Genomic DNA, 24,298 nt, shown 5'->3' with positions numbered 1-24,298 from the left:
GAGAATCACATGTCTAGAATGCGCGCAGTAGACGTTGCCGTCGCCATCCTCGAAAAGGAGGGGGCCACCCAGACCTTCGGTGTACCGGGGGCTGCCATCAACCCGTTCTACTCGGCCATGCGCGCCCACGGCGGCATCGACCACATCCTCGCCCGCCACGTTGAGGGCGCCTCGCACATGGCCGAGGGATTCACGCGCACGAAGGCCGGAAACATCGGCGTGTGTATCGGTACCTCCGGACCGGCCGGCACCGATATGCTGACCGGCCTCTACTCCGCGTGGGCCGATTCCACGCCCATTCTATGTATCACCGGCCAGGCTCCGGTGAGCAAGCTGCACAAGGAAGATTTTCAGGGCGTCGACATCGCCTCCATCGCGACCCCCGTCACGAAGATGGCCGTTACAGTGCTCGAGGCCGGGCAGGTTCCCGGCGTCTTCCAGAAGGCGTTTTATCTGATGCGCTCCGGCCGCCCTGGCCCGGTGTTGATCGATCTGCCGATCGATGTGCAACTTACCGAGATCGAATTCGACATCGACACCTATGAGCCGCTTTCGGTAGCCAAGCCCGCAGCATCCGTTGCCCAGCTCGAAAAGGCGATCGACATGCTGCTGCTCGCGAAGCGCCCGGTGATCATCGCCGGCGGCGGCGTGATAAACGCGGACGCCTCGGCGGAGCTGGTCGAGCTGGCCGAGGTGCTGAATATTCCGGTGATTCCCACGCTGATGGGCTGGGGCAGCATTCCCGACGACCACCGGCTCGCGGCCGGCATGGTGGGGCTGATGACGTCGCACCGCTACGGCAATGCAACCATGCTCGAATCGGATTTCGTACTCGGCATCGGTAACCGTTGGGCCAACCGGCACACCGGCGGCCTCGACACATACACGAAGGGCCGCACATTCGTCCACATCGACATTGAACCCACCCAGATTGGGCGGATTTTCTCGCCGGACTTTGGCATCGTCTCCGACGCCGGTGCAGCACTGCGCGGTCTGGTTGAGCTCGCACGCGAACGCAAGGCCGCCAACGTCCTCCCCGATTGGGAGAGCTGGGTCGAGGACTGCGCGCACCGCAAGGCCACGCTTCAGCGCAAGACGCACTTCGAGAACGTGCCGATGAAACCGCAGCGCGTTTATGAGGAGATGAATCGGGCATTCGGCACCGAAACCCGCTACGTGACCACGATCGGGCTGTCGCAGATTGCGGGAGCACAATTTCTGAACGTCTTCCACCCGCGACACTGGATCAATTGCGGCCAGGCCGGGCCACTCGGCTGGACGCTTCCCGCCGCCCTCGGCGTGGCCGTGGCCGACCCGTCGAAAACGGTCGTGGGGCTCAGCGGCGACTACGACTTTCAGTTCATGATCGAAGAACTCGCGGTGGGTGCCCAGTTCCACATCCCGTACATACATGTCGTCGTGAACAATTCCTATCTCGGCCTGATCCGTCAGGCGCAGCGCCGCTTCGATATGGATTACCAGGTGTCGCTCGCGTTTGAGAACATCAATTCGCCCGAACTTGAGGGCTATGGCGTCGACCACCTCAAGGTGGCCGAGGGCCTCGGCTGCAAGGCCATCCGGGTACGCGAAGCCGACGATTTGCAGGCAGCGTTCGCGCAGGCCCAGGCGTGGATGGTCGAGTTCAGGGTTCCCGTTGTCGTCGAAATTATCCTCGAGCGGGTCACAAATATCTCGATGGCCGCCGCCGAGATCGACGCCGTAACCGAGTTCGAAGACCTGGCCGTGACAGCGGCCGATGCGCCCACCTCGCTCTCGCTCATTGTCAGCGCCACCGAATAGTCTGTTTGCACGTGCACGTCGAAAACAAGGGAGTTTTTGTGAGTACAACAACCGTTAGCTCCGAGGCTGGTACCGCGATGTTCGGCGCGCTGCGTGCCGCCGTTGGCGACCCGGCTCGGGTGAAAACTCGGGCACTCGACCTCCACGCGAACGCCCACGATGCCTCACACTTTCTGCTTATTCCCCAGGCCGTGGTGGTGGCCACGGATGCCGCGGAGGTCGGCGCCTTGCTGCGCGCCGGCGCCGCGCAGGGCGTGCACCTCACGTTTCGCTCGGGCGGCACCAGCCTGAGCGGCCAGGCCATCACCGACGGTGTGCTGGTCGACGTGCGCCGGAACTTCAAGAACATCGACGTACTCGACGACGGCCTGCGCGTGCGCGTGCAGCCGGGCGTCACGGTGCGGGCGCTCAACACCCGCCTCGCCAAGTACGGGCGCAAGTTCGGACCCGACCCGGCGAGCGAATCCGCCGCCACCATCGGCGGCGTCGTGGCGAATAATTCCTCCGGCATGGCCTGCGGCACCGTGGACAACACCTACCAGACGCTCGAATCGGTCACCGTGGTGCTGCCAAGCGGCACGGTCATCGACACCGGGGCAGCGGATGCCGATGAGCAGTTGCTGAAGCACGAGCCGGTTCTATACAACGGCCTGCTCGAACTCGCGCGGCGCACCCGCGATAACGAGGCATCCGTCGCCACCATTCGTCAGCAATTCTCCATGAAGAACACCATGGGTTACGGCGTGAACTCGCTGCTCGACTTCGACCGTGCCGTGGACATGCTCGCGCATCTGATCGTGGGCAGCGAGGGCACGCTGGGATTCGTGGCCGAGGCGATATTTCGAACGGTTCCCAAACTGCCGCACGTCACCACCGCCCTGCTCGTGTTTCCCGGGCTCGAGGCAGCCACCGCCGCTCTGCCCGCCTTGGTAGCGACCGGTGCGGCCACCCTGGAACTCATGGACGCGCTTTCGCTCATTGTGGGGCAGAAGATGCCGGGGGCGCCCGCGATCGTGGTCGATCTCATGGTGGACCAGCACGCCGCCCTGCTCGTGGAGTACCACGCCGAGTCGCCAGAGAAACTGGCGCAGATGCTCGCGACCGGCATGCAGACCGTCAACACGCTCGGTCTCACCCTGCCAGCCGATTTTACGACCGATGCCGGCATCCGCGGCCAGCTGTGGTACCTGCGCAAGGGGATTATTCCGGCTGTGGGCGGTACCCGGCCGCAGGGCACGAACGCCCTGCTCGAAGACATCGTGGTTCCGGTGCCAGCGCTCGCCCGCACCTGCATGGAGCTCATTCGGCTGTTCGCCAAGTACGAGTATGAGAACTCTATGATTTTCGGTCATGCCAAAGACGGCAACGTGCACTTCATGCTCACCGACGATTTCGGCAGTGCCGTGGGTCTCGAGCGGTTCAGCCGGTTCACCGAAGATCTCGTCGACCTCGTGCTCGCCGAAGGCGGTTCGCTCAAGGCCGAGCATGGCACCGGGCGCGTAATGGCGCCGTATGTGCAGCGCCAGTTCGGCGACGAGCTCTATGACGTGATGCGCCGCATCAAGGTGCTCTTCGACCCGGCTGGCATGCTCAACCCCGGCGTACTCATCAACGACGACCCGAACGCCCACCTGAAAGATCTCAAGGCCATCCCGGCCGTGGCGAAAGAGGTCGACCGCTGCACCGAGTGCGGTTGGTGCGAGCCGGTGTGCCCGAGCCGCAACGTGACGCTCACGCCGCGGCAGCGCATCGTATCGTTGCGTGCAATCGAACAGGCCAGGCTCGACGGTAATCTCGCTCTCGTGGCCGAGATGGAGAAAGACTACGAGTACGACGCCGTGCAGACCTGCGCCGCCGACGGCATGTGTCAAACGGCCTGCCCGGTCAACATCAACACCGGCGACCTCATGAAGAGGCTGCGCCACGACGAGGCGAATCCACTGGAAAGCGCGCTGTGGAATGTGGCCGCCAACAACTGGGGCACGGTCACTCGCGGCGCGGGGCTCGCTCTCAAGGCGATCGCCTCGGTTCCGGTGCCGCTCGTACTCGGCCCCAACCGCCTCGCGCGCACCGTGCTCGGCACCGACACCGTGCCCCTCTACTCGCCCGACCTGCCCGGCGGGGGCCGACCCCGCCACGCCCACTCCGGTCAATCCCAGAAGGAGAATCACCATGGTTGATGCAGTAGTTGCCACCGAGCGGATGCGCCCTGCCCCGCGCCAGGCGCCGGCTGCCGTCTACTTTCCCGCCTGCGTGCAAACGATGTTCGGTCCGGCCGTTGCCGGAACTCCCGGCACGCAATACAGTTTCGAGCAGCTCTGCGAGCGCGCCGGCGTGACCCTACTCGTGCCCGACGGCATCGACGCGCTCTGTTGCGGTACCCCGTGGGCCTCCAAGGGTATGACCCGCGGACTCGCCACGATCGCGGCGAAGACCCTGGCCGCCCTGCGCACCGCGACCCGCGACGGCGAGCTGCCGGTGATCTGTGATGCTTCCTCGTGCACCGAGGGGCTGCGGCACATTATCGAGGGTGACCGGAGCGAGCATCCGCTGACGGTCATGGACGCGGTCGAGTTCGCCGCCACGAGCATTCTGCCCGGCCTGCCCGAATATGTGAAGATCGAGTCACTCGCGCTGCACCCCACGTGTTCGTCAACACGGATGGGCGCCAACGCTGCCCTACAGACCGTGGCTTCCAGCGTGGCCGAGCACGTTGAAATACCCGAGAACTGGGGCTGCTGTGCCTTTGCCGGCGACCGCGGCATGCTGCACCCGGAGCTCACCAAATCGGCTACGAAGGCTCAGGCCGATGACGTGCTCGCCATGGACGCCGTGGCGCACGCTTCGTGCAATCGCACCTGCGAACTCGGCATGACCCGTGCCACCGGCAAGCCGTACCGGCACGTGCTCGAACTGCTCGAAGAGGTCACTCGACCGTAACTTCCAGGGCGCACAACCGGAGTAGCTGCACGCAGCTACTCCGGTTTTTCGTGTGCTGGGGTCTGCCGCGCGCGGGTCCACAAGCCGTCGTCTGTTTCACCTGGCACGACAAAGCGGGCGACAACGGATGTCTCCGCTGCCGCCCGCTCTCGCGTGACTGACTTAGACGCGCTCGGGTTCGGGCGCCAGCACGGCCGCCTTCTGGCGCAGCATCCACCGCACGATGAATCCGAGCGTGCTCATCAGCAGCACGAGCATGATCGTGCCGAGGTTGAAGCCGAGCCCGTAGATAAAGATGAATGAGATCGCTCCCCCGGCGATGCAATAGTACAGCGTGACGAGAATTGTCTTGCGCAGCAGGTCGCCCTCGCGCCCGAGCAGCCCCACCGTGGCTGACGCGGCCACAATGTTGTGGATGGCGATCGGGTTACCGCCAGCGCCGCCGACGGCCTGGGCAGCCACCACCTGCTCCGGGTTCACCCCGATAGCGTTGCCCGTGGAGAACTGGAACTGCGAGAACGTAAGGTTGGACACCGTGTTGGAACCGGCGACGAAGGCTCCGAGCGCACCGATAAATGGGGCGATGAACGGCCACGAGCTGCCCGAGATGGCGGCAGTGCCCTCAGCGAGCGTCACCGGCATGCTCGAGAGACCGGATGCGTTGAGCTCCGGCCCCGACTGGATCAGCACGCGCACGAGCGGCACGGCAAAAAGCAGGGCCACGGCGGTTCCAGCGAGTTGCCTGCCCGATACCTTCCACGTCTCGCGAATCTGTTGGCCATTCATGCGATGAAGTCCATACGCGAACAGCGATGCCAGAATGAGCAGGAAGGCTGGCGAATAGAACGGCTGCACGGCGGTGGAGATGTCGGTGCCGAGAATGTTGTTGAACGGGATGGCGATACCGGTGAGGAATTCCGTGACCGGTGTAATTACCCGGCTGCCGACCAGCAATACGGCCATCAGCACGTATGGTGACCAGGCGCTCACGATGCCGATGCGGCGAACGGATGCGGCGGGTTCCGCCGGTTCTATGGTGCCCATCCAGCGCGGGCTCCAACTGGCTCGTGGGCCGAAATCGAAGGTTTTCTTCGGCATCAGGAAGCCCTTGCTTGACGTGAACATCACGACGATCAGTCCGAAGAGGCCGCCGAACAACGAGGGGAATTCCGGGCCGAGAAAGCGGGCCACGAGCACGGAGGGAATCGTCATAGCGACCGAGGCGTAGAGCGCGAATGGCCAGATGGCCAGTCCGTCGCGGAAGCGCCGCTCTGGACCGAAGAACCCGGTGAGCATGCACACCAGAATCAACGGGATGAGCAGGCCAACGATCGCGTGGATCGAGGCCACCTGAAAGCCGATCGACGCTACGAACTCGGGCATCGTCACCCCCAGCACGGAGATGCGCTCGGCGACGGCCGGATCACCGCCGAGCCCACCGCCGACACCCACGATGATCGGCGTGCCCACTGCTCCAAAGCTCACCGGTGTGCTCTGGATAATGAGGCCCACCATCACGGCGGCCATCGCTGGAAAGCCCATCGCCAGCAGCAGTGGGGCGACGACCGCGGCTGGCGTGCCGAAGCCAGATGCTCCCTCGATGAAGCTTCCGAATAGCCAGCCGATGATGACCGCCTGAATGCGCCGGTCGGGCGAGATGTTGTTGAATCCGCCGCGGATGGTGGCCATTGCTCCACCGACGGTCAACGTTGACAGCAGCAGAAGCGCCCCGAACACGATGTACAGCAGGGTTGCGGCCGTGATGACACCTTCGAGGGAGGCCGCGATGACTCCCCGAAAGTCCATCTTCCACACCGCGAGGGCCACGATTACCGCGGCGATATAGCCCAGTGGCATGGCGTATTTGGCAGGCCACCGGAATCCGGCGAGCAGTACGCCCACCACAAGAATTGGTGCCAACGCCAGAAGGCTGAGCACAGCAAGATTATCCACGATTAGGTCCTCTCTGACCAATTTTCGCATGGTGATATTTTATTTTTGTGTGGTGGATATCATCGTAGGCGTAACCGCTCTCGGGGTCAACGAATGTACTCGCTTCGCCACTCCTACCGATTCGACCCAGCGCATCACGATGTTCCCAATGCGCCCGGACGCGTGGAGTCCAACCGCCTGCTGCACCTGACCGTGGATGCGGCCAATTCGTCGATTTGTGCCCCAGATCGTCACCGATGTGTAAGTTGCTTTCCGTGACCACAATTCGTCGCCCAGGGAGTTCTGGGCGCATTCGACCGCAGCCGGAGCCGCGTTTCAGAACGAGCGGTGCCGCCGTTCACGGGCACGGCAAACGTTCCCTGGCGGGCTCCCGCCGAGTTCCTCGTCGGCGGCCTTCGGAATTGATGATTCCCAGCTGAGCCTTGCTGCCGTGGATCTCGCAGCGCCGGTGCCCACAGCCACCCTTGAGCTGGGCCCGCACTCTTTCTAGCCCTCGTCGTGGGCATGCTCGCGCTGGTTTGGGCCACCCTGAAGCTCATCGCTGCGCATCGTCAGGCAGTGTTGGCCCGCAATCCAGCCTGATTCGATCGACGTTTTTCGAATATTCATGAAGGCGACTGCTGCCACGGACGAGAGAATCGCCGTGACGGCGGCTGTACTGGAAATGGTCGTAGCCGTCTGAGCGTGAATGGTCGGCCGTCGGCGCTGCGCGGGGTGACCGTGGAGAACGTGGTCGCCGCGGCGCGGCGGGCGGTCGCGCGCAGCATCCGCTTATAGACGCGGCGGGATCTGCGCGGCCGAAATCTGCGTTGCACGCGGCTGGCCTGCCGTGCGCTCGAGCAGCTTTCGAGCGCACGCGCTCTCGGAGGCCACCCGAAAAGGGCTTAGCTGGTGCGAGCGACGCCACGACCCCTACGATCGAAGCTATGGCACTTCTCTACGACGCCGTCCTGCGGCCCTCCAAGTCTGAGCTCATCGCCGCGTGGGCTCCGACGCAAACGTGGTTTGTGGGCGACGTTGGGGCCGAGGTGGAGCGCGTCGCATCCTTCCGCTTCGACGATCCTGATGGAGGGGTCGGCATCGAAACCATCCTGGTGCGCTTTGGTACCGGGCCGCTGCTGCAGATTCCGCTGACCTATCGCGGCGCGCCACTCGAGGGCGGCGGGAATGAGCTCGTCGGCACCATGTCCCACTCCGTGCTCGGTGACCGCTGGGTCTACGACGCCACCGGCGACCCGGTCTATCTGGCGGCGGTCGCTGCCGCAGCCCTGACCGGCGGGCAGCAGGCCGACCAATTCACGCAAGGGAACGGTGAACTCATTCCGGTCGCACCGACCGCTACCGTGCGCGGCAGCGGCACCCCCGGAACCCCCGTTCCGGAGCGTGCTGCGACCATCGACACCGTCTCTACGGCGGGCACCACGATCGCAACGGCGGGCGCCCTGCGCGTCACCGTCGTGCGGGTACTCGACGGCACATCTTCGAGGGCCCTCGCAACGAATGCCGCCACGGTATTGGGTACTTGGGCCGAGCAGTCCCAGCCCCAGTTGCTCCTGACAGTCGGGGTATCGCCGGACTAAGACGCGGGCCGTCTCACTGCATCCGGGGTTCCAGGACGATTGTTGCCACGTTCTCCACCAGCGGATGCCGATGGTCGCCGGCCCGGACGACTCCCTTCTCCCACCGAATGGTGAGGCCGGCGGAGGTGTCGTCGAGGCTCGCCAGACAGTTGTCGAACCAGGGCCCCTTGATGCCCGCCCAGCGGAACGGCGGCGACGCGACTCCAGCGGAACGAGCCAGCCGGGCACTCAGTCGCGTGGCGATGCCGTAGGCGAGTACGGCGGAGAACGATCGCATGGCCATGGGGAGCGGATTGCGAATCGGCGAGCAGACGGCCTGCACGATGCGGCTCCCCGAGGTTCGCTCGACCTCGGAGACGGTGGAGTAGTGCACGTCGCCCGACAGAAACGTCACCGTATCGGGCGCCATCCCGCGTCGGCCGTCGGCCACCTCGGTAGCCATCCGTGCCACCTCGCGGAAGCTGCGCTGGAAGGCGCCCCAATGCTCCAGGTCGACCAGCTGACGCAGCCGTTCGCCGACCCGCGCGGCCGGCTTGCTCCAGGCTCCTTCGGAAATGGCTTCGTTCCAGGATTCCAGGTGGTGGAGGCCGGGCGGAAGCAGAAACGGCAGCGAGGTGCCGATCAAAAGGTGGCGGAAGCCGCCTCGCATCCGCTCATCGAGCCAGCCGATCTCGTCTTCGTCCAGAAGTGCCCGCCGGGCCGGGTCGAGTTCGCGGGCTGCGCGGGAGTCCACCACGATCAGCCGAACATCGCTGATGTCTCGACAATAACTCCATCGGTAGCTGGTGGGCTGCTGGTCACACCGTTCGGCAAATGCGTCGAGCGGGACGCTCAGGTCGAGTTCATCCGGGCCATCGTGGGCAGCGATCAGGCGCCAGATGTCATCGTTGGCTCGTTCGGCGGGTGACATATTGCCGAGATGCTGATACACCCAGTAGGAGGCCAGCCCCGCGATGATCCTGCCCCGCCACCACGACGTCGCCTCCATCTGGCGCTTCCAGCTCTGCGAGGTATTCCAGTCGTCGCGAATGTCGTGGTCGTCGAAAATCATCGCGGTCGGCACTGTGGAGAGCAGCCAGCGGTTGGCCTCGTCCGACCAGGCCAGGCGATAGAGGTGCGCGTATTCCTCATAATCGGCCAGCTCTTTGCCGGGAGGCTTCGTGATATCACGCCGCGCCCTGATGAACTTTTGCATCTCCTCGGTAGTCAGGTCGGCATAAACCTGATCGCCCAGAAAGAGGATCAGATCCGGGCGCGGCACGTCGTTGTCGGGCGAGGCCAGGCGCAGAGCGCAGGCCCGCAGAGCGTCAACGCCGTGCGTTCTATTGCCGTCCTCGTCATGGGGAACACTGGTGCGGCAGGATCCAAACGACATCCGAAGCGGATGCCCGCCGCCGAGCGTCGCGATGACCGCCGCCGGATACCAGGACTTCGAATCGGGCCAGACCGGACGTCCGTCGAACTCCACCGTGTACGGCAGGGTCGTGTTGGGGTGCAGACCGTCGACGTGCACGAGGGCGTAGTGGTGTGCATGCACGGCGAAGGTACGCGCCGCCCAGGAACGACCAGCCGCGGTGACCACGATCCGACCGGCATCCCGAGTCTCGAACCAGATGCTCGCCGAGACATTATCGACGTAGCGCATCATCGGGCCCAGAATCAGAGGTGAACTCGTCATGATTCAGTTGTACCGCTCCAAGAGCGGGTCGGCTACGCCCTGCGGTGGGTCGCGCGATATTGCCGACTCGTCGGGGCCGGTGTTACGCGGATTCGTGGGGCGTAGCGGCGGTTATACATGGGGGCCTGCATGGCTGCGGAGAATATTGGCCTCAGTGCCGACAGCTGGCGTGTTAAGTCGATTCTGACGAGAATCTCCGCTGTTCTGCACGGCAGGTCGGGCAGTCCGGCGCCGTCTAGACTCGGCGCATGCCCCGCCTCGTTGTCGTTCTGCCGCTTACGCCGCTGCAGACCGGCGAGAGCTTCACCGTCGGGAGTTGGCCGCTGCACATTACCGTGCTCGCTCCCTTCAAAACGGATGCTGCGCCCAGCGAGATTGCGCAGGTCATCGCCGCGACGATGGCCGGGTTCCCGGCGCTGACGGTGGCAGTCGGGCCGGACGCCCTGTTTGGCCGCCGACACGATATTCTGGTGACACTCATTGACGACAACGCTTCGCTGACGAGACTGCACGATCGGCTCGTCGAAGCGCTGCTCCCGTTGGCCACAGCCCCGAACGAGCCGGCCTTCTCGGGACCGGAGTTTCGGGCGCACGTCACGGTCAAGCAGCATCGGCGCGTGCAAGCGGGCGATGAGCTCGTACTGGTCCAGATCGCGCTCGTGGACATGGCGCCGCGCGCGGCAGCGAGCGGACGCACAGTGCTCGCGACATTGGACCTGGCTGGCTGAACGCTGAGGCGGCACGGGGCGGCACGGGGCGGCACGGGGCGGCGAGTACTCTCGAACTGTGCTGTCCCGCGATCTGATCCGTCTGTACCCCGAGCTCTACCACGTGGCCGCCGATGGCAGTTGGCCAGCCATCGAGCGCCACGGGCTGCTCAGTCCGGCCGCACTCGTGACCCGCTGGGGAGTCAAACAGGGCGCGCCGCAGGTGGCAATTCTGGGCAAGCGGCGCGGTGAGTCACACGTGCTCGAGCATGCGGAATTCGGGACCGCGGTCATCCGTCATCAAAAGGCGATTCACGAGCCGTCGCTGGAGGATGCCCTCGACGATATGACGCTCGCCGAGTGGTACGCCGCGCTGAACGACCGGGTGTTCTTTCACCTGCAGCCACGCTTTCTGCAGGAACTTCTGCAGGCCCGGTCGTATCGGGATGATGCCCACACCGTGATCACCCTGAGCACCAAGAGCCTGGTCGCGGCGCACGAAGACGAGATGGAGCTGAGCGCGATCAACTCCGGCTTCGCTCAGCGCCACAGCAAAGAGCCGCGCGGGCGCGACACCTTTCGGTCGATCGCGGACTATCAGCATCCGACCCGGTCGCACACCGCGACCAAGGGGCAGGATGTCGCCGAACTCGCGATCCCGCGCGGCGTGCGCGACCTGCGTGACCACGTCGTGCGCGTCGAACGGATGCGCGAGGGCACCGTTCTCGAGCGCCTCGCCTAAATCTTGCGCCGTCATGGTGGCTAAATCAGGATCTCTAGGTCGATCAAGCAGGCAGTGGCCCGAAAACACCGGACACCAGGCTGCCGGTGGTTCCGATTTCCTGATTTAGCCACCAGCGCACCACCCTGCCTCAGGTCATAACTCCTGCAATTTGGAGGAGCGGCAGAAAAGTTGGACGGAATTCGGCGCATCCGCTTGAAGCCGACCACAATTTGCAGGAGTTATGCCGTCCGCGGCGCCAGCAGGGCCGGCCGCGGACGGCGCGCGGCATTCGGTACTCGGGTTAGGGGGCGGCGAGGTACTCGACGGCGGAGACGATGACGGGCAGTGTCACGATCGCCAGCAGGCTGGCGCCCAAGGCGGCGGCGAGAACCGTGAACGTGGTGCGCCGGACGCCGGACGCCGAAACCTCCTGTTCGAGCGCGGTGAAGCGTGCGTGCAGGTGGTCCGGCGCGCTCGTTCGCACCGGCGTGTGCCACGTGGTCGGATCGTCAATGACCGCGGTCAGGGTCGCCTGCTGCTCCGCACTAAATTGCCGCGGGCGCCCCACCAGCCACCGGCGCAGCCTGGGCGAATCGATGACGGTCACGACGTCGGGCTTGCGATTGAGCCGAATTTTGTGCGGGTTGACCAGCACGATCATCGGCTGAACCACGGCCGTTGCCGGCATTGCCCCGGCCAGCAGTGCCGTGATCTGAGTCGACTCGAACCGCGCATCGCGCAGGTAGGGCATGGTGTGATCGCCAATCGGAATCGTGCGCACCGACCCGGTCAGGTCATGATCCCAGCGTGTTTTGGAGCTCAGCGCGAAAATTCCGCCGGGCCCGACGACGAGGTGATCCACCCAGAACGCCGTATTGCGAATGGGCAGCGAGTGGAAGACGCTGTAGCCCTCGGGCAGCCGGGCGAGAATGTCGCCCACCACCATCTCGGCCTGCGCCGCGCGCAACCAGGCCAGGCCATTGGCATCGAGCAGGGAGAGACCGAGGGTGCGGGCTAGCCGGGAGCGCGGAGCGCGATCCTCCTGTTGCCGCAAGAATTCTTCCACGAGGGATTGCCCGGCGAACCGCCCGGGGGCCGGTGACGGGTCAGAACCGGGCAGCATCGACACGGCTGGCGCCGCCAAAACCACTGGCGCCGGCTCGATGTCGCCGGCGTGCACACCATTGCCCAGCGTTGCGTTGATCACGTTCTCGCCTCACCTCGGGCTTTCGCCCGATACCATTCTGTCGCCGAGGAGTCCCCGTTCAGGGGTAACAGTCGGCCGGCGCGCGACATTGGTTAGCAAATTGGAGTAATTCTCAGACCGGCTGAGGAAGTGGCGCGCGAGGCTGGCGCGGAGCATCCGCTTGTCAATATAGGGGTAGGACCCGGACCGGCGCTTCCCCCACTAAATAGGCCACGGTCGGCTAGCCTGACAGTCACCCCACCGATTGGATTTGCCCCGTGAAACACCTGACTTTCAACGTTTGCGCCATCGCGGGCCTCGGTTTCAGCGGGCTGGCCGTGCTGCTGCTGGTGGGCAACCTGATTTCGGGCAATCAGTTCGTCGACTTCATTTTGCCGGCGGCCGTCGTTTCACTCGTGATCGGCGGCGCGTTCTCGGTGCGGGCGCGCCTGCTCTCCGCGAAGGGGAATGGGCCCAAAAAGCGCTAATTTTGCACGGTACCGGGCCGCGGCAGGATAGACGGACGGATGCCCCAGGTCAGCGGGTTGTCGATGGCGGCGGCCAGTTCCATGCGTTCGATCGGACGCAGCACCTGCGGCCGGGAAGCCAGCCAGTCGCCCAGAGCGCGCGCCCCGAGAACCGCCACCGGAACGGGACGACCCGGCGCCGCCCAACTCTGCCCAGTTTGGCCCGTGGCCCAGAGCGCGCGGGCGCCGAGCACGACAACGACGGGCTGCACCGCGGTGCGCAGCGGTACCCGCCCGCGCAGCAGCGTGGTGAGTCGTTGCGCGCCAGCCTCGGCGGTGGCCAGGTCGGGGGCCCGACGCCCCGCGACGTGCACGGTCTGGCGATACACCCAGGCGATCCGCCCGTCGCAGAGCTGCGCGTGCAGCGCAAAAACGCCGCCGGGGCCGACGATGAGCCGCGCCGCACTTGGGCCGTCGCCGGTCAGGGCAGGCGAGGTGAATGCCGCCCAATGTTCGGGCAGCGTCTCCAGAAAGGTGTCGACGGCCAGCTCGCTGCGGGCTCGCGCCAGCGCCAGGTCGGTGGGCGTCGGTTCGGGTCGGCGCTGGGCGCGATCGAGCAGCCAGGCCAGGCCGGGTGTTGATCGAAGCGCTCCGGTGCGATTCGATTCGGGCAATTCCGGGGGCGTCGCGAGACGCCGCCGCGTGGAGAGTATGTGAGTCATGAGTGCTCCTCGCCGGGTTCTATATCCTGCCAGTGCGGCCCCCGAAAGAAGACCCCCAGAATGGGTGTCTTTTCATCAAACGGATGCCGCGGCCTGACCCGACGGCCGCGGCGCACGCCGTATATTCGAGGGGTCGTGCCTTTGCGGCCAGAAGGAGCACCATGGCCGTCCGTCGCCCGAATAAGACTTTCGTGATCACGGCGGTGATCGTGGCCGCCCTGGCGGCGATTCTGGTGGGAACGTCGCTCGCGGGGACATCCGTTTCACCGGATCTGGCCGACACCGGAAGTTCCGCAAGTGCGACGCCATCAACTCATGCCACTGCGGAACCGGCCACCGCACAGCCAGCGCCCACGTCCGACTCCGCAGCCCTCGCCGTGCTCGCAACCCTGCCGGTAAAGGGTCGCGCGCAGAAAACCGGCTATGACCGCACGGAAAGCTTCGGATCAGCCTGGCAAGACGTCGACCAGAACGGATGCGACACCCGCAACGACATCCTGGCCCGCGACCTGACCGTGCTCGTCATCGCGGGCGGCTGCGAGGTGCAGAGCGGCACCCTGAACGGGCCGTTCACGGGCCTGACCATCGATTTTGTGCGGGGCCAGGCGACCTCCTCGCTCGTGCAGATCGACCACCTCGTTGCCCTGTCGAATGCCTGGCAGACCGGGGCTCAGCAACTGTCGCAGGAGCAGCGGGTGGCGTTGGCGAACGATCCGCTCAATCTGCTCGCCGTCGACGGCGTGACCAATTCGCGCAAGGGAGACGGCGACGCGGCCACCTGGCTGCCGCCGCTGAAAAGCTACCGGTGCACCTACGTGGCCCGGCAGATCTCGGTGAAGGCGACCTACGCGCTGTGGGTGACCGCGGCCGAGCGCGACGCGATGACGCGCATCCTCTCGGATTGCCCCGACGAGCTCGCGAGTACCGGTGAGCTTGCAGTCGTCACGCCGATCGAGGTCTATTTTCAGAACTGCACCGCAGCTCGGGAGGCCGGCGCGGCGCCGGTGCACTCCGGCGAACCCGGCTACGGCAGCCACCTCGACCGCGACGGTGACGGAACCGGCTGCGAATAGTCGCGGGCTAGGCGCGTGCCAGGGGCAGCGTCAGGGCGAAGCGCGCACCCGTCGCGACCGGTTCGAGGCACTCGAGCGTACCGCCGTGCGCGCGGGCGAGGGCCCGGGCGATCGACAGGCCGAGGCCGGAGCCGCCGCGATTGCTGGCCCGTGACGGGTCGAGGCGCACGAACCGTTCGAAGATGCGCTCGCGGTCTGGCGCGGGAACGCCGGCGCCGGAGTCGTTGACCTCCAGCCGGGCGGTGCCATCAACGATTGCCAGGCTGGTGCGGATGCTGCCACCCGGCTCGGTCGCAGTGCGCGCGTTCCCGAGCAGGTTGGTCACGATCTGCGCCAGGCGCTGGGCGTCACCGCTCACCCAAACCGCGGCCGCGACCGCGAGGTCGAATTCGCGGCTGGCCCCGAGCATCCGCTGCTCGGCAACGACGCCGCGGGTGAGCGCGGACAGGTCGACCGGTTCGAAGGCCGCGCCCTCATCGCCCTGGTCCAGCCGGGTCATCAGCAGCAGGTCATCGACCAGTCGGGCAGCCCGCTGGGTCTGCTGAATCATGCCGACCGTGAGGCTCTCGCGCGCAGCGCGGGCCGGATTGTCGCGCAGCAGCGTTTCAGCGCTGGCCTGCAGGCCGGCAACCGGGGTGCGCAGTTCGTGCGAGACATCGGCGAGAAGCCGCCGCATCCGTTCCTCGGCGGCAGCCGCGACCTGCGCGGCATCACGGGCCGTGATTTCTGCGGCCTGCGCATCGGCCGCGGCCTGGCGAGAGGTGTTTTCGGCGGTTTCGAGCGCCTGCAGCATGTCGTCGAAGGCGCCGGCGGTGCGCCCGATCTCTGAGCGCGGATTGCTCGGGCGCAGCCGGCCGCCGCGCCCGCCCTGGGTGATGGCGAGCGCGAGCTCGGTCATGCGGGTCAGTGGTCGCAGCGCCACCCCGACCACACCGGTCAGCAGCAGCCCGGTGACGACAATCGTGAGTGCACCGGCGACGACCTCGATCGTGCGCAGCTGGACCAGGGCCGCGTCGATGCCGGCCTCACTCGAGCTGAGGGTGAGGGTTCCGCCGGCCACGGTCTGGGTGACCGAGAGGCGGTCACCGCTCTGGGTGACGACGGCGCCGGGCACGGTCTCGGCGTGCGGCGAAGCGCCAGGGCCGCGGTCGCCGCGGGGAGTGGGATCGGTGCGGCCATAGACGGTGTCGCCGCCGACCGAGTAGGTCACGGTGACGTCATCGCCGGTCAGCCGGTTGGCCAGGCTCTGCGCCGCCAGACCTTCCTCGGCCAGAATCTGCGCGTAGCCGGCCCGGTCGATCAAGCGCTGCTGCAGGTCGGCCCGGAGCTGACCGCCGAGCACGACGTTGATCAGAATACCTACCGTGACCAGCACAATCGTGAGCATCGCCAGAACAGCGGCGATGACTCGCAATCGTAGGGACGTGGTCCGCATGAGGGGGTGCTTTCTAATGGGAGCGGGAGATGAACGGATATTGCGAGCAAACGGCATCCGCTGGCCGAGACGAGCCGGTCAGCCCGTGAGGCGGTAGCCGATTCCGCGCACGGTGTGGATGAGGCGCGGACCGTTGGCGTCGAGTTTGCGGCGGAGGGTACTCACGTAGGCCTCGACCAGGTTGGGGTCGTAGTCGTCGTAGCCCCAGACCTGGGTGAGGATCTGGGTTTTGGAGAGGGTGCGTCCGCGGTTGTGCACGAGGTAGGTGAGCAGGCGGCGTTCGGTAGCGGTGAGGTCGATCAGCTGACCGGCCCGAGTGGCCGTGGCGGCCTCCTCATCGATGACGAGGTCGGCGACCTGCATGGTGGGTGAGACCAGGCGGCCGGTGCGGCGGAGCACGGCGGTGACGCGGGCAACGAGCTCGGCCAGCACGAACGGTTTCATGATGTAGTCGTCGGCACCGGCCTCAAAGGCGGCGAGCCGGTCATCGACCGCGTCGCGGGCGGTTACGAACAACACCGGGGTGTTGCCGGCCGCCCGTAGCCGTTGGGCCAGGTGCAGGCCGTTTTCACCGGGCAGCATAATGTCGAGCACCGCGGCATCCGGTCGAAAGCGGGTGATGCGTTCGGCGAAATTCGTGCCGTCCGGCGCGGTATCGACCACGAACCCGGCGTGAGTGAGGGCCTGGCCGATCGCGGTGCGCAGCACGTCTTCATCTTCGACGACGAGGACGCGGGCAGGTTGGGTGGGCACGGTCTAACAGTGCGGGGCCAAGCTGAGCGTTTACTATGCGCCCGCTGACCGTTTGGCGGCGTCGGGCGGGATTCAGTTCGTCTTCAGATTCGCGCCAGAAGCTGAAAACAGATCCCCCACTCACTTCAGTTCGTCAGGAGACAGCATGACCCGCACCAACGATTCCCAGCCCACCGATCCCACCGATCCCGCCGACGGTGCCGACGACACCGTCGAGCCACGCACCACGCCCGACGCCCGGAACACCAGCGCGGACACGACAGACACTAAGAAGACAGACACTGCCCAGTCCAGCACCGATACCGCCGCGACCGAGGCCTTCGACGCGCAGTCGGACCTGCCGTACGACGCGCAGCAAACCCTGCCCTTCGACTCCAACGCGACCGTTCCACTAACTGGAACGCCGGTCGACGCGAACGCGACGGTTCCGTTCGCGGCAGCCTCAACCGGCTACGCCACCCCGAGCGCGCTCTTCGATCCCGCCGCGCCGAAGCCCCGCGCCTGGTACCGCAAGCCGGTCGCTATCGGCGGAATCGCCGCCGCGGTCATCATCCTCGGTGGCGCCGGAATCAGCTTCGGCATTGCCGCGAATTCCGGTTCGAACGCCGAACTCGCGTCGAACAATTCCAGCATTTCCGATGGCCCCGGCCACGGCGGCTCCGACTCTGACGGCGGCCCGGGGGCGTCCACCGGAATGGCCGGCCGCGACGCTTCGGGTCCGAGCATCTCGGGCACCGTGCTCTCCGTGTCGGGCGATACCATCACGATCACCGACAACGACGGGTTCGTGCGCACGATCAACGTCACCTCCGACACCGAGTACGGCGACGGGCTTGCGGCCGACCTCGAAGATGGCATCGAAATTCGCGCCACCGGAACGGTCAATGACGATGACACGAGCCTCGATGCGACGTCGATCACCACGGCCTCGGCGGGCCATGGCATCGACGGCGGTATGGGTGATCCCGGCATCGGTGGTCCCGGCATGGGCGGCGGTCACGGCGGCCCCCGGGGAGCGGATGCCGGCACCAGCGTCACCCCGCCGACCGACGGCACCGCACCCGTCGCCCCGACCGACACCCCGAGCACGCCCGCCGTGTAACCGCTCACCGATTTGTGCCGCTCGGCGGCCCCTCACCGGGCCGCTGAGCGGTTTCTATTGCCGCCGGGCGGCCAGCTTCAGCCAGGGAATTGGGCCTCCTGACCGGCGACCAGTAAATAGGCTATGGCTTGCCCCCTCACATTAGGGGGTGTACATTGTTTCGCTTATGCTGAACCCAGCAACTTGGGCACGGCCGTTCGGTCTCCGGCTTCTGGGGCACCGACGTAAGGCACTGCACCATGAACAAGAAGAATATTCTCATCGCCACCGCCGCTGGCGTGGTTCTGCTCCTCGGCGGCGCTGGCATTGCCCTCGCCGTGAGCGACAACGACAACGACGGCCCCCTCACCGGTGAGACCCTCGACCGCGCCAGCAACGCCGCCCTGGCCGAGGTCGGCCCCGGCACCGTGACGAACGCCGACCGCAACGACGACGGCGGAAGCGCCTACGACCTCGAGGTGCGTCTGGACGACGGCACGACCGTCGACGTTGAGCTCAACGACGCCTTCGACGTGGTTTGGGTCGGCGATTACGACACCGACGACAGCAACTCATCCTCGTCGAGCGCCGCCCCGAGCGCTTCCGCAAGCGCCACTCCGAGTGCTACGGCCGACACCAGCTCCACCGACCAGGCCGCCAGCGACCGTGCCAGCGCGGAGGCCGCAGCCCTCGCCGCGATCGGCAGCGGTCGCGTCACCGACTTCGACCGCGATGACGACTGGGACCACCTCTACGAGGTTGAAGTCACCCTCGACAACGGCGACGACCGAGACGTCGACCTCGACGCCAACTTCGTCGTCGTGAGCATCGACGACGTTCTGCAGTAAGTCCCCTCTTCTGTGCAGCCCTAAGCGAATTCGCTCAGCGCTGCACGCGTTTAAGGGGTCAGCGCTCGACCAGAATGCCGTCCTCGTCGCAGTACACCGTGCGCCCGGGGGTAAAGACGACGCCGGCGATCTCGACGACGGCGTCCGCTACCCCCGAACCGGTCTTGGAACTCTTGCGGGGGTTGCTGCCGAGGGCTTTGACTCCGAGGTCGAGGGCTCCGATGGCGACCCGGTCGCGCACGGCGCCGTTAATGATCGCGCCAGACCAGCCGTTCGCCACGGCGAGGTCGGCGATCATGTCGCCCATGAGCGCCGAGCCCAGCGAACCACCCCCGTCGATGACGAGCACGGCGCCGTTGCCCGGCGTGGACAGGATCGACTTGAGCAGCGCGTTGTCCTCGAAGCAGGTGACCGTGCGGATCGGGCCGCTGAACCGGGCCCGCCCGCCGATCGTCTGAAACTGCAGGGGTACGGATTGCAGCTCGTCGCCACGTTCGTCGTACAAATCGGCGGTCAACACGGTCATTGTTCCTCCAGGGTTTCGTTGCTTACAGAGTAGGCCCCGATCGGGCGTACGCGTCCGCCGAGCTACATGACGCTGTCGAGGAATGCCTTGGTGCGCGGATTCTGCGGATGGTCGAGCACGCTCGCTGGCGGCCCGCTCTCCACGACGACCCCGCCGTCCATGAACACGACCTCGTCGGCGGCACCGCGGGCGAAGCCGATCTCGTGGGTGACCACGACCATCGTCATGCCATCGGCGGCGAGCGCCCGCATCACATCGAGCACATCGCCGACCAGCTCCGGGTCGAGCGCGCTCGTCGGCTCATCGAACAGCAACAGCTTCGGATCCATGGCCAGGGCGCGGGCGATCGCGACGCGCTGCTGCTGCCCACCGGAGAGTTGCGCGGGGTACGACTGCGCCAGGTCGGCGAGTCCGACCCGGTCGAGCAGCTCCCGGCCGCGAGCCAGGGCGGCCGGCTTGGCCAGCCCGCGCACCCCGATCGGCGCCGCCGTGATGTTCTCGAGGGCGGTCATGTGCGGGAACAGGTTGAATCGTTGGAACACCATGCCGATGCTGCCGCGCTGCTTGGCGACCTCACGCCGGTTCATCTCGAAGATGCGGCCGTGTCTGGCCGCATAGCCGATGAGTTCGCCGTCGACGGAGATGCGGCCGCCGTCGATGCGTTCGAGGTGGTTGATGCAGCGCAGAAACGTGCTCTTGCCGGAGCCTGATGGCCCGAGCAGGCACATCACTTGCCCGGCCGCGACCTCGAGCGAGATGCCCTTGAGTACCTCGACACCACCGAAACTCTTGCGAACCTTGCGCGCGCTCAACAAGGGTGCAGAAGCGGATGCCGTCGGTGCGGCTGTTGTGACGCGCGTATCGGTCATGGGGCATCCGCTCTCGTCGGGCGGGGCGTTGGGCGCAGGACCGCCCAGACCCGTCCGAGTGGGGTCGGCGGCAGCGTTCGGGCGTTGCCGCGGCCGTAGTGGCGTTCCAGGTAGTACTGCGGAATCGACAGCACCGAGGTGAGAAACAGATACCAGCAGCTGACGACCACGAGCAGTTCGACCTGGCGCAGGTTCTGCGAGGAGATCTGGGTGGCGACCGTGTACACCTCGAGTACCGCGATCACCGAGAGCAGCGAGGTGTTCTTGAGCATCGAGATGGTCTCGTTGCCCATCGGCGGAATAATCACCCGCATCGCCTGTGGCAGCACAACCTTGAACAGGGTGAAGGTGGGGCTCATACCGACCGAGTAGGCGGCCTCGTACTGGCCTTCGTCGACCGAGAGCATTCCGGCACGCACGATTTCGGCCGAGTACGCGGCCTGGTTAAGGGTGAGCGCGAGGAGCCCCGCGACAAAGGCCGGAATGAGCGTGTTCGTATCGACCGAGAACAGGCTGAAGTCGGTGAACGGAATTCCGAGCGTGATCTGCGCATAGAGCAGCCCGAGGTAGCCCCAGAATACGATCTGAATCAACAGCGGCGTGCCGCGAAAAGCCCAGACGTACAGCCAGGACAGCGCGTTCATCACCGGGTTGTTGGAGAGCCGCATGACGGCCAGCAGCACGGCGAGCACCGTCGACACGACCATCGACACGACGGTGAGCACGAGCGTGAGCACGACGCCGTCGAGAATGCGTCGGTCGAAGATGAACTCCTGGATGGTCGGATGGTTCACATTGTCGTTCTGCCACAGCGACACGGCGACTCCGGCGAACGCGAGCAGGAGCAGCACCGCGATGACCCAACGCCACGGATGCCGCAGTGGCATCGCGTCGATGTCGTCAGGGTCGCGCGCCACTGGGACTCGCGGGTTGCGCGGGTCCGGATCGCGAGAGTCTCTTTCGCGGGTGGCCACGGCGCGTGGGTTCGGCATCAGGTCACGACCCGAGGTTGAAGCCGGCCTCGTCGAGCCCGTAGTTGGTGAGGTCGTACTTGGCCAGAATCTCGGCGTAGGTGCCGTCGGCGATGGTCGCGACCAGGGCGAGACGGATGGCCTCGCTGAGTTCGCTGTTCTCCTTGAGAATGCCGATTCCGCTGTAGACCGGGCTGTACCCGTTCGGGTTAGCCTCGTCGGTGACGACCTCGAACATCTCACCGTCACCGGCGGTTTGCGCGGTGTAGGCGGCGACGGCGGAGTCGACGACCTCGGCAACGGCCCGGCCGGACCGCACTGCGGTTTGCACCTCGGTCTCGCCGGGCAATTCGGAGATGATCACCGGGCCGGGGCCGGCCGCGGTGCACTCTTCGTCGTAGCCGCGCAGAATATCCGCCTGCACGGTGGCCTTGGGCACCGCGACCTCCTTGCCGCACAGATCGAGTACCCCGGTGATGGTCTCGGGGTTGCCGGCGAGCACGAGAATCGAGAATCCGGCGTGGAAGTAGTCGACAAAGTCGAGGGTGCCCTGCCGTTCCTTGGTGTCGTTCATGCCCGACATGATCACGTCGTTCTTGCCGGCCTGCAGCGACGGAATCGCGGTCGCGAAGGCCTGCTTCTGCAGTTCGAACCGCACGCCGAGCTTCACTCCGAGGGCGGCCGCGAGGTCATGGTCGAAACCGGTGATGTTCTGCTCGGCGTCGTACATTTCCATCGGTGGGTAGGGAATGTCGGAGGCCGCCCTGATGATTCCGGCCGATTTGATCGATTCGGGCAGGGCAGCCGCGGCGGCCGGGTCGACGTCGCCGGTCACGGCGGCGGGTTCGGTGTTGTCGACGGTGGCGGAGCATCCGCTCAGGGCCAGGCCCAGGGCGAGGCCGAGCACCGGCCAGGTCAGCCGGCGGTGCGAGCGAGTTTCGAGCTTCACGTGCAGGGTCATGACGGTCTCCTGTTGTTGGGTAAGGCTAGAAACGGATGCTGTCGGTGCTGGCGGTGACGCTGGCCAGCACGTCGGGCAATACCTCAACGCCGATGCCGGGCCCGGTGGGCACCCGCAGGTGCCCGTTCTCGAGCTCGAACGGCGCGGTGAGATCCTGCGCAAAGTACCGGTTAGACGCCGAGGTATCCCCCGGCAGCACGAAGTTCGGCAGCGCGGCGAGGGCCACGTTCGCGGCCCGACCGACGCCGGTTTCGAGCATGCCGCCGCACCAGACCGGCACGCCGTGGGCCGCTGCGACATCGTGAATGCGCCGAGCTTCAAGGTAGCCGCCGACTCGGGCAGGCTTGACGTTGATAACGCTGCAGGCACCGAGGGTGATCGCCGTTGCGGCGTCTCTGGCCGATTCGATCGACTCGTCGAGGCAGATCGGCGTGGAGATGAGCTTGGCCAGATTGGCGTGGCCGAGCATGTCGTCCTCCTTCATCGGCTGTTCCATCAGCAGCAGGTCGAAGGGGTCGAGCAGGGCGAGGTGGCGGGCATCGGCGAGGGTGTACGCGGTGTTGGCGTCGACCTGCAGCAGAATGTCTGGCCCGAAGCGTTCGCGCACCGCGCGCACCGGGGCGAGGTCCCAACCCGGTTCGATTTTGAGTTTGATGCGCAGGTAGCCTTCGGCGAGGTAGCCGGCGACCACGTCAAGCAGCTCGGGGATTGAGTCCATGATGCCGACGGAGACGCCGGCCGGCACGGTGTCCCGTACGGCGCCGAGGTAGCCGCCGAAGGACACCCCGGTGGTCTTGAGCTGCGCGTCGAGAATGGCCGTTTCGAGGACGGCCTTGCTCATCATGTGGCCCTTGACCGGTTCGAGCGCCGAGGCAACCAATTCGGCTGTGAGCCGGTTGCCGAGCGCCTGCAGCCGGGGCACAAGATGGTCGCGAATGACCAGGTCGCTCGCGTCCAGAAATTCGGAGCTGTAGAGGGGGTGGGCGTCGGCGGCGCACTCGGCCCAGCCCTCGGCATCCGCTGTGATGACACGTACCAGCGTCACTTCACGCTCGGTCGATGTGCCGAACGAGGTACGGAACGGCCGCACCAGCGGCAGGTGTACGCGGCGTAGCTCGATGGTCTCGATTTTCATGCTGTTCCTCCTGGTGCGAGTCGGTACCAGCCGTCACGGCTGACCCCGCGGGCTATATGCCCCGAAGCGAATACGTCGGTAAAAATAGAACGGATGCTGCGCCGCCACTCGGCCGCGAGCTGCGGGTTCTGCGCGCGCAGCGCCACAATGTCGGTCGGAACCCGGCACCACAGGGCGCCGGCCGCCGTTACGAGCACGGGGTCGCCGTCGGGTCCTACTCTGAGCACATCGCTCGGGCCGTAGGAGGGGCCGTCGATCGGGGCCTGGCTGTTCTCGCTGCAGCCAGTCGATTCCGCGCTCGTGAGCTGCCAGACCGCGACCAGGCGGTCACTCTCGTCGTTCGCGTTCATCTCGCCCTGCATCGGGCCGTAAAAGTCGACGGCGTACTCGCTCGCCGAGGCCCCGAGTTTGGTGAGGTTGAAGCGGGCATTGCGGCTGACCAGGGGGTCGAAGGTCCAGGTCATTTCGGTCAGGTCGCGCGCCAGGCCCCAGGCCCGCTGGTGCTGCTTCAGGGCGAAACCGACGCCGCGGTCGCTGATTCCGGGCAGAACCCCGGCAATAAGGGAGTACATCGACGCGGACTTCGGACTAACGATGGCCGCAGCGGCGCCCACGAGGCGGCCGGTCTGGTCGCGGGCCGCCGTGACGTTGCAGCCGGCGTGGCTAATGCTGCGTAAGAGTTCGGAGGGGATGGCGCTCTCGCCGGGCGGCAGCAGCCAGACCGTATTGAACAGCTGCTCGACCTCGAGAAAGCCAGCGAGGCTGGCCTCGTCACTCACCCGCACCCCGGCCGATTCGGCGGCGATCCGGGCCGCCTGCTGGGCCTGGTCCGTGAGTGCGGCGAGGGGCAGGTGCGGGGACATCTGCCCAGTGTGGTCGGGTCGCAGCC

Annotated in this window: 20 protein-coding genes and 1 pseudogene; 9 read left to right on the top strand and 12 right to left on the bottom strand. The window is 66.0% G+C overall.

The annotated features are described in order from the left end of the window. The first annotated feature begins 9 nt into the window (after nucleotides 1–9). Nucleotides 10–1,800 (top strand): glyoxylate carboligase, encoded by a 1,791-nt coding sequence (gcl, locus tag E3T31_RS06225; protein ID WP_134467976.1) that lies wholly within the window; start codon nucleotides 10–12, stop codon nucleotides 1,798–1,800. Nucleotides 1,801–1,877: 77 nt separating this feature from the next. Next, nucleotides 1,878–4,740 (top strand): annotated as a pseudogene (locus tag E3T31_RS06220) (FAD-binding and (Fe-S)-binding domain-containing protein). Nucleotides 4,741–4,902: 162 nt separating this feature from the next. Here the strand turns inward: E3T31_RS06220 and E3T31_RS06215 are convergent. Next, nucleotides 4,903–6,693, bottom strand: a complete 1,791-nt coding sequence (locus E3T31_RS06215; protein WP_134467975.1) for an L-lactate permease — start codon at nucleotides 6,691–6,693, stop codon at nucleotides 4,903–4,905. Nucleotides 6,694–7,619: 926 nt separating this feature from the next. On the opposite strand from E3T31_RS06215, the gene E3T31_RS06210 reads away from it, so the two are divergent. Beyond that, nucleotides 7,620–8,273 (top strand): hypothetical protein, encoded by a 654-nt coding sequence (locus E3T31_RS06210; protein WP_134467974.1) that lies wholly within the window; start codon nucleotides 7,620–7,622, stop codon nucleotides 8,271–8,273. A gap of 13 nt (nucleotides 8,274–8,286) precedes the next feature. Here the strand turns inward: E3T31_RS06210 and E3T31_RS06205 are convergent, their stop codons facing one another. Then, a complete protein-coding gene (locus E3T31_RS06205) occupies nucleotides 8,287–9,951 on the bottom strand; it encodes an alkaline phosphatase D family protein (RefSeq protein WP_134467973.1) in 1,665 nt (554 codons plus the stop codon). Between the two features lie 248 nt (nucleotides 9,952–10,199). On the opposite strand from E3T31_RS06205, the gene E3T31_RS06200 reads away from it, so the two are divergent. Both E3T31_RS06200 and E3T31_RS06195 read left to right on the top strand, forming a co-directional pair. Then, the gene (locus E3T31_RS06200; protein WP_134467972.1) at nucleotides 10,200–10,679 is read left to right on the top strand and encodes a 2'-5' RNA ligase family protein; all 480 of its coding nucleotides are present in this window, start codon (nucleotides 10,200–10,202) and stop codon (nucleotides 10,677–10,679) included. A gap of 58 nt (nucleotides 10,680–10,737) precedes the next feature. Further along, nucleotides 10,738–11,400, top strand: a complete 663-nt coding sequence (locus tag E3T31_RS06195) for a hypothetical protein (RefSeq protein ID WP_134467971.1) — start codon at nucleotides 10,738–10,740, stop codon at nucleotides 11,398–11,400. Nucleotides 11,401–11,683: 283 nt separating this feature from the next. Here E3T31_RS06195 and E3T31_RS06190 read toward each other — a convergent pair whose 3' ends face one another. Then, nucleotides 11,684–12,589: a nuclease-related domain-containing protein gene (locus E3T31_RS06190; RefSeq protein WP_134467970.1), complete on the bottom strand. Its 906-nt coding sequence runs from the start codon at nucleotides 12,587–12,589 to the stop codon at nucleotides 11,684–11,686. A gap of 257 nt (nucleotides 12,590–12,846) precedes the next feature. Between E3T31_RS06190 and E3T31_RS06185 the strand changes: the two genes are divergently transcribed. Continuing rightward, nucleotides 12,847–13,056 (top strand): hypothetical protein, encoded by a 210-nt coding sequence (locus tag E3T31_RS06185; protein WP_104133285.1) that lies wholly within the window; start codon nucleotides 12,847–12,849, stop codon nucleotides 13,054–13,056. On the opposite strand, the gene E3T31_RS06180 is transcribed toward E3T31_RS06185, so the two are convergent. Next, nucleotides 13,053–13,757, bottom strand: coding sequence for a hypothetical protein (locus E3T31_RS06180; protein WP_134467969.1), 705 nt, complete (start codon nucleotides 13,755–13,757; stop codon nucleotides 13,053–13,055). The genes E3T31_RS06185 and E3T31_RS06180 overlap by 4 nt on opposite strands. Nucleotides 13,758–13,918: 161 nt before the next feature. On the opposite strand from E3T31_RS06180, the gene E3T31_RS06175 reads away from it, so the two are divergent. Further along, entirely contained in the window at nucleotides 13,919–14,830 is a 912-nt protein-coding gene (locus E3T31_RS06175; RefSeq protein WP_134467968.1) for a DUF1524 domain-containing protein, read from the top strand. 7 nt (nucleotides 14,831–14,837) lie between these two features. Here E3T31_RS06175 and E3T31_RS06170 read toward each other — a convergent pair whose 3' ends face one another. Then, complete coding sequence (locus tag E3T31_RS06170; RefSeq protein ID WP_166788402.1) at nucleotides 14,838–16,265, bottom strand: cell wall metabolism sensor histidine kinase WalK; 1,428 nt, start codon at nucleotides 16,263–16,265, stop codon at nucleotides 14,838–14,840. A gap of 78 nt (nucleotides 16,266–16,343) precedes the next feature. Further along, nucleotides 16,344–17,018: a response regulator transcription factor gene (locus tag E3T31_RS06165; protein ID WP_134467966.1), complete on the bottom strand. Its 675-nt coding sequence runs from the start codon at nucleotides 17,016–17,018 to the stop codon at nucleotides 16,344–16,346. A gap of 145 nt (nucleotides 17,019–17,163) precedes the next feature. Between E3T31_RS06165 and E3T31_RS06160 the strand changes: the two genes are divergently transcribed. Together E3T31_RS06160 and E3T31_RS06155 are read left to right on the top strand one after the other, a co-directional pair. Next, on the top strand, nucleotides 17,164–18,120 hold the full coding sequence (locus E3T31_RS06160) for a hypothetical protein (protein WP_134467965.1): 957 nt from the start codon (nucleotides 17,164–17,166) through the stop codon (nucleotides 18,118–18,120). 239 nt (nucleotides 18,121–18,359) lie between these two features. Next, nucleotides 18,360–18,947 (top strand): PepSY domain-containing protein, encoded by a 588-nt coding sequence (locus tag E3T31_RS06155; RefSeq protein WP_134467964.1) that lies wholly within the window; start codon nucleotides 18,360–18,362, stop codon nucleotides 18,945–18,947. A gap of 58 nt (nucleotides 18,948–19,005) precedes the next feature. Here the strand turns inward: E3T31_RS06155 and rraA are convergent, their stop codons facing one another. The 6 genes from rraA to E3T31_RS06125 all read right to left on the bottom strand — a co-directional run bounded on the left by rraA (nucleotide 19,006) and on the right by E3T31_RS06125 (nucleotide 24,272). Further along, nucleotides 19,006–19,473 (bottom strand): ribonuclease E activity regulator RraA, encoded by a 468-nt coding sequence (rraA, locus tag E3T31_RS06150; protein ID WP_134467963.1) that lies wholly within the window; start codon nucleotides 19,471–19,473, stop codon nucleotides 19,006–19,008. Between the two features lie 62 nt (nucleotides 19,474–19,535). Continuing rightward, nucleotides 19,536–20,342 (bottom strand): amino acid ABC transporter ATP-binding protein, encoded by an 807-nt coding sequence (locus E3T31_RS06145; RefSeq protein WP_134467962.1) that lies wholly within the window; start codon nucleotides 20,340–20,342, stop codon nucleotides 19,536–19,538. Next, a complete protein-coding gene (locus tag E3T31_RS06140; protein ID WP_134467961.1) occupies nucleotides 20,339–21,334 on the bottom strand; it encodes an amino acid ABC transporter permease in 996 nt (331 codons plus the stop codon). The genes E3T31_RS06145 and E3T31_RS06140 overlap by 4 nt, the downstream gene beginning before the upstream one ends. A 4-nt stretch (nucleotides 21,335–21,338) precedes the next feature. Then, a complete protein-coding gene (locus E3T31_RS06135) occupies nucleotides 21,339–22,274 on the bottom strand; it encodes an ABC transporter substrate-binding protein (RefSeq protein ID WP_134467960.1) in 936 nt (311 codons plus the stop codon). 25 nt (nucleotides 22,275–22,299) lie between these two features. Beyond that, on the bottom strand, nucleotides 22,300–23,409 hold the full coding sequence (menC, locus tag E3T31_RS06130) for an o-succinylbenzoate synthase (RefSeq protein WP_134467959.1): 1,110 nt from the start codon (nucleotides 23,407–23,409) through the stop codon (nucleotides 22,300–22,302). Then, the gene (locus E3T31_RS06125) at nucleotides 23,406–24,272 is read right to left on the bottom strand and encodes a chorismate synthase (RefSeq protein ID WP_134467958.1); all 867 of its coding nucleotides are present in this window, start codon (nucleotides 24,270–24,272) and stop codon (nucleotides 23,406–23,408) included. Before E3T31_RS06125 ends, menC begins: the two co-directional genes overlap by 4 nt. Nucleotides 24,273–24,298 lie beyond the last annotated feature (26 nt).

It is taken from the genome of Cryobacterium sp. TMS1-13-1 (assembly GCF_004403125.1).
Taxonomy (GTDB): Bacteria; Actinomycetota; Actinomycetes; order Actinomycetales; family Microbacteriaceae; genus Cryobacterium; species Cryobacterium levicorallinum.
The sequence above is the reverse complement of the archived record's forward strand: the minus strand, read 5'-3'. Positions and strand labels throughout refer to the sequence as shown.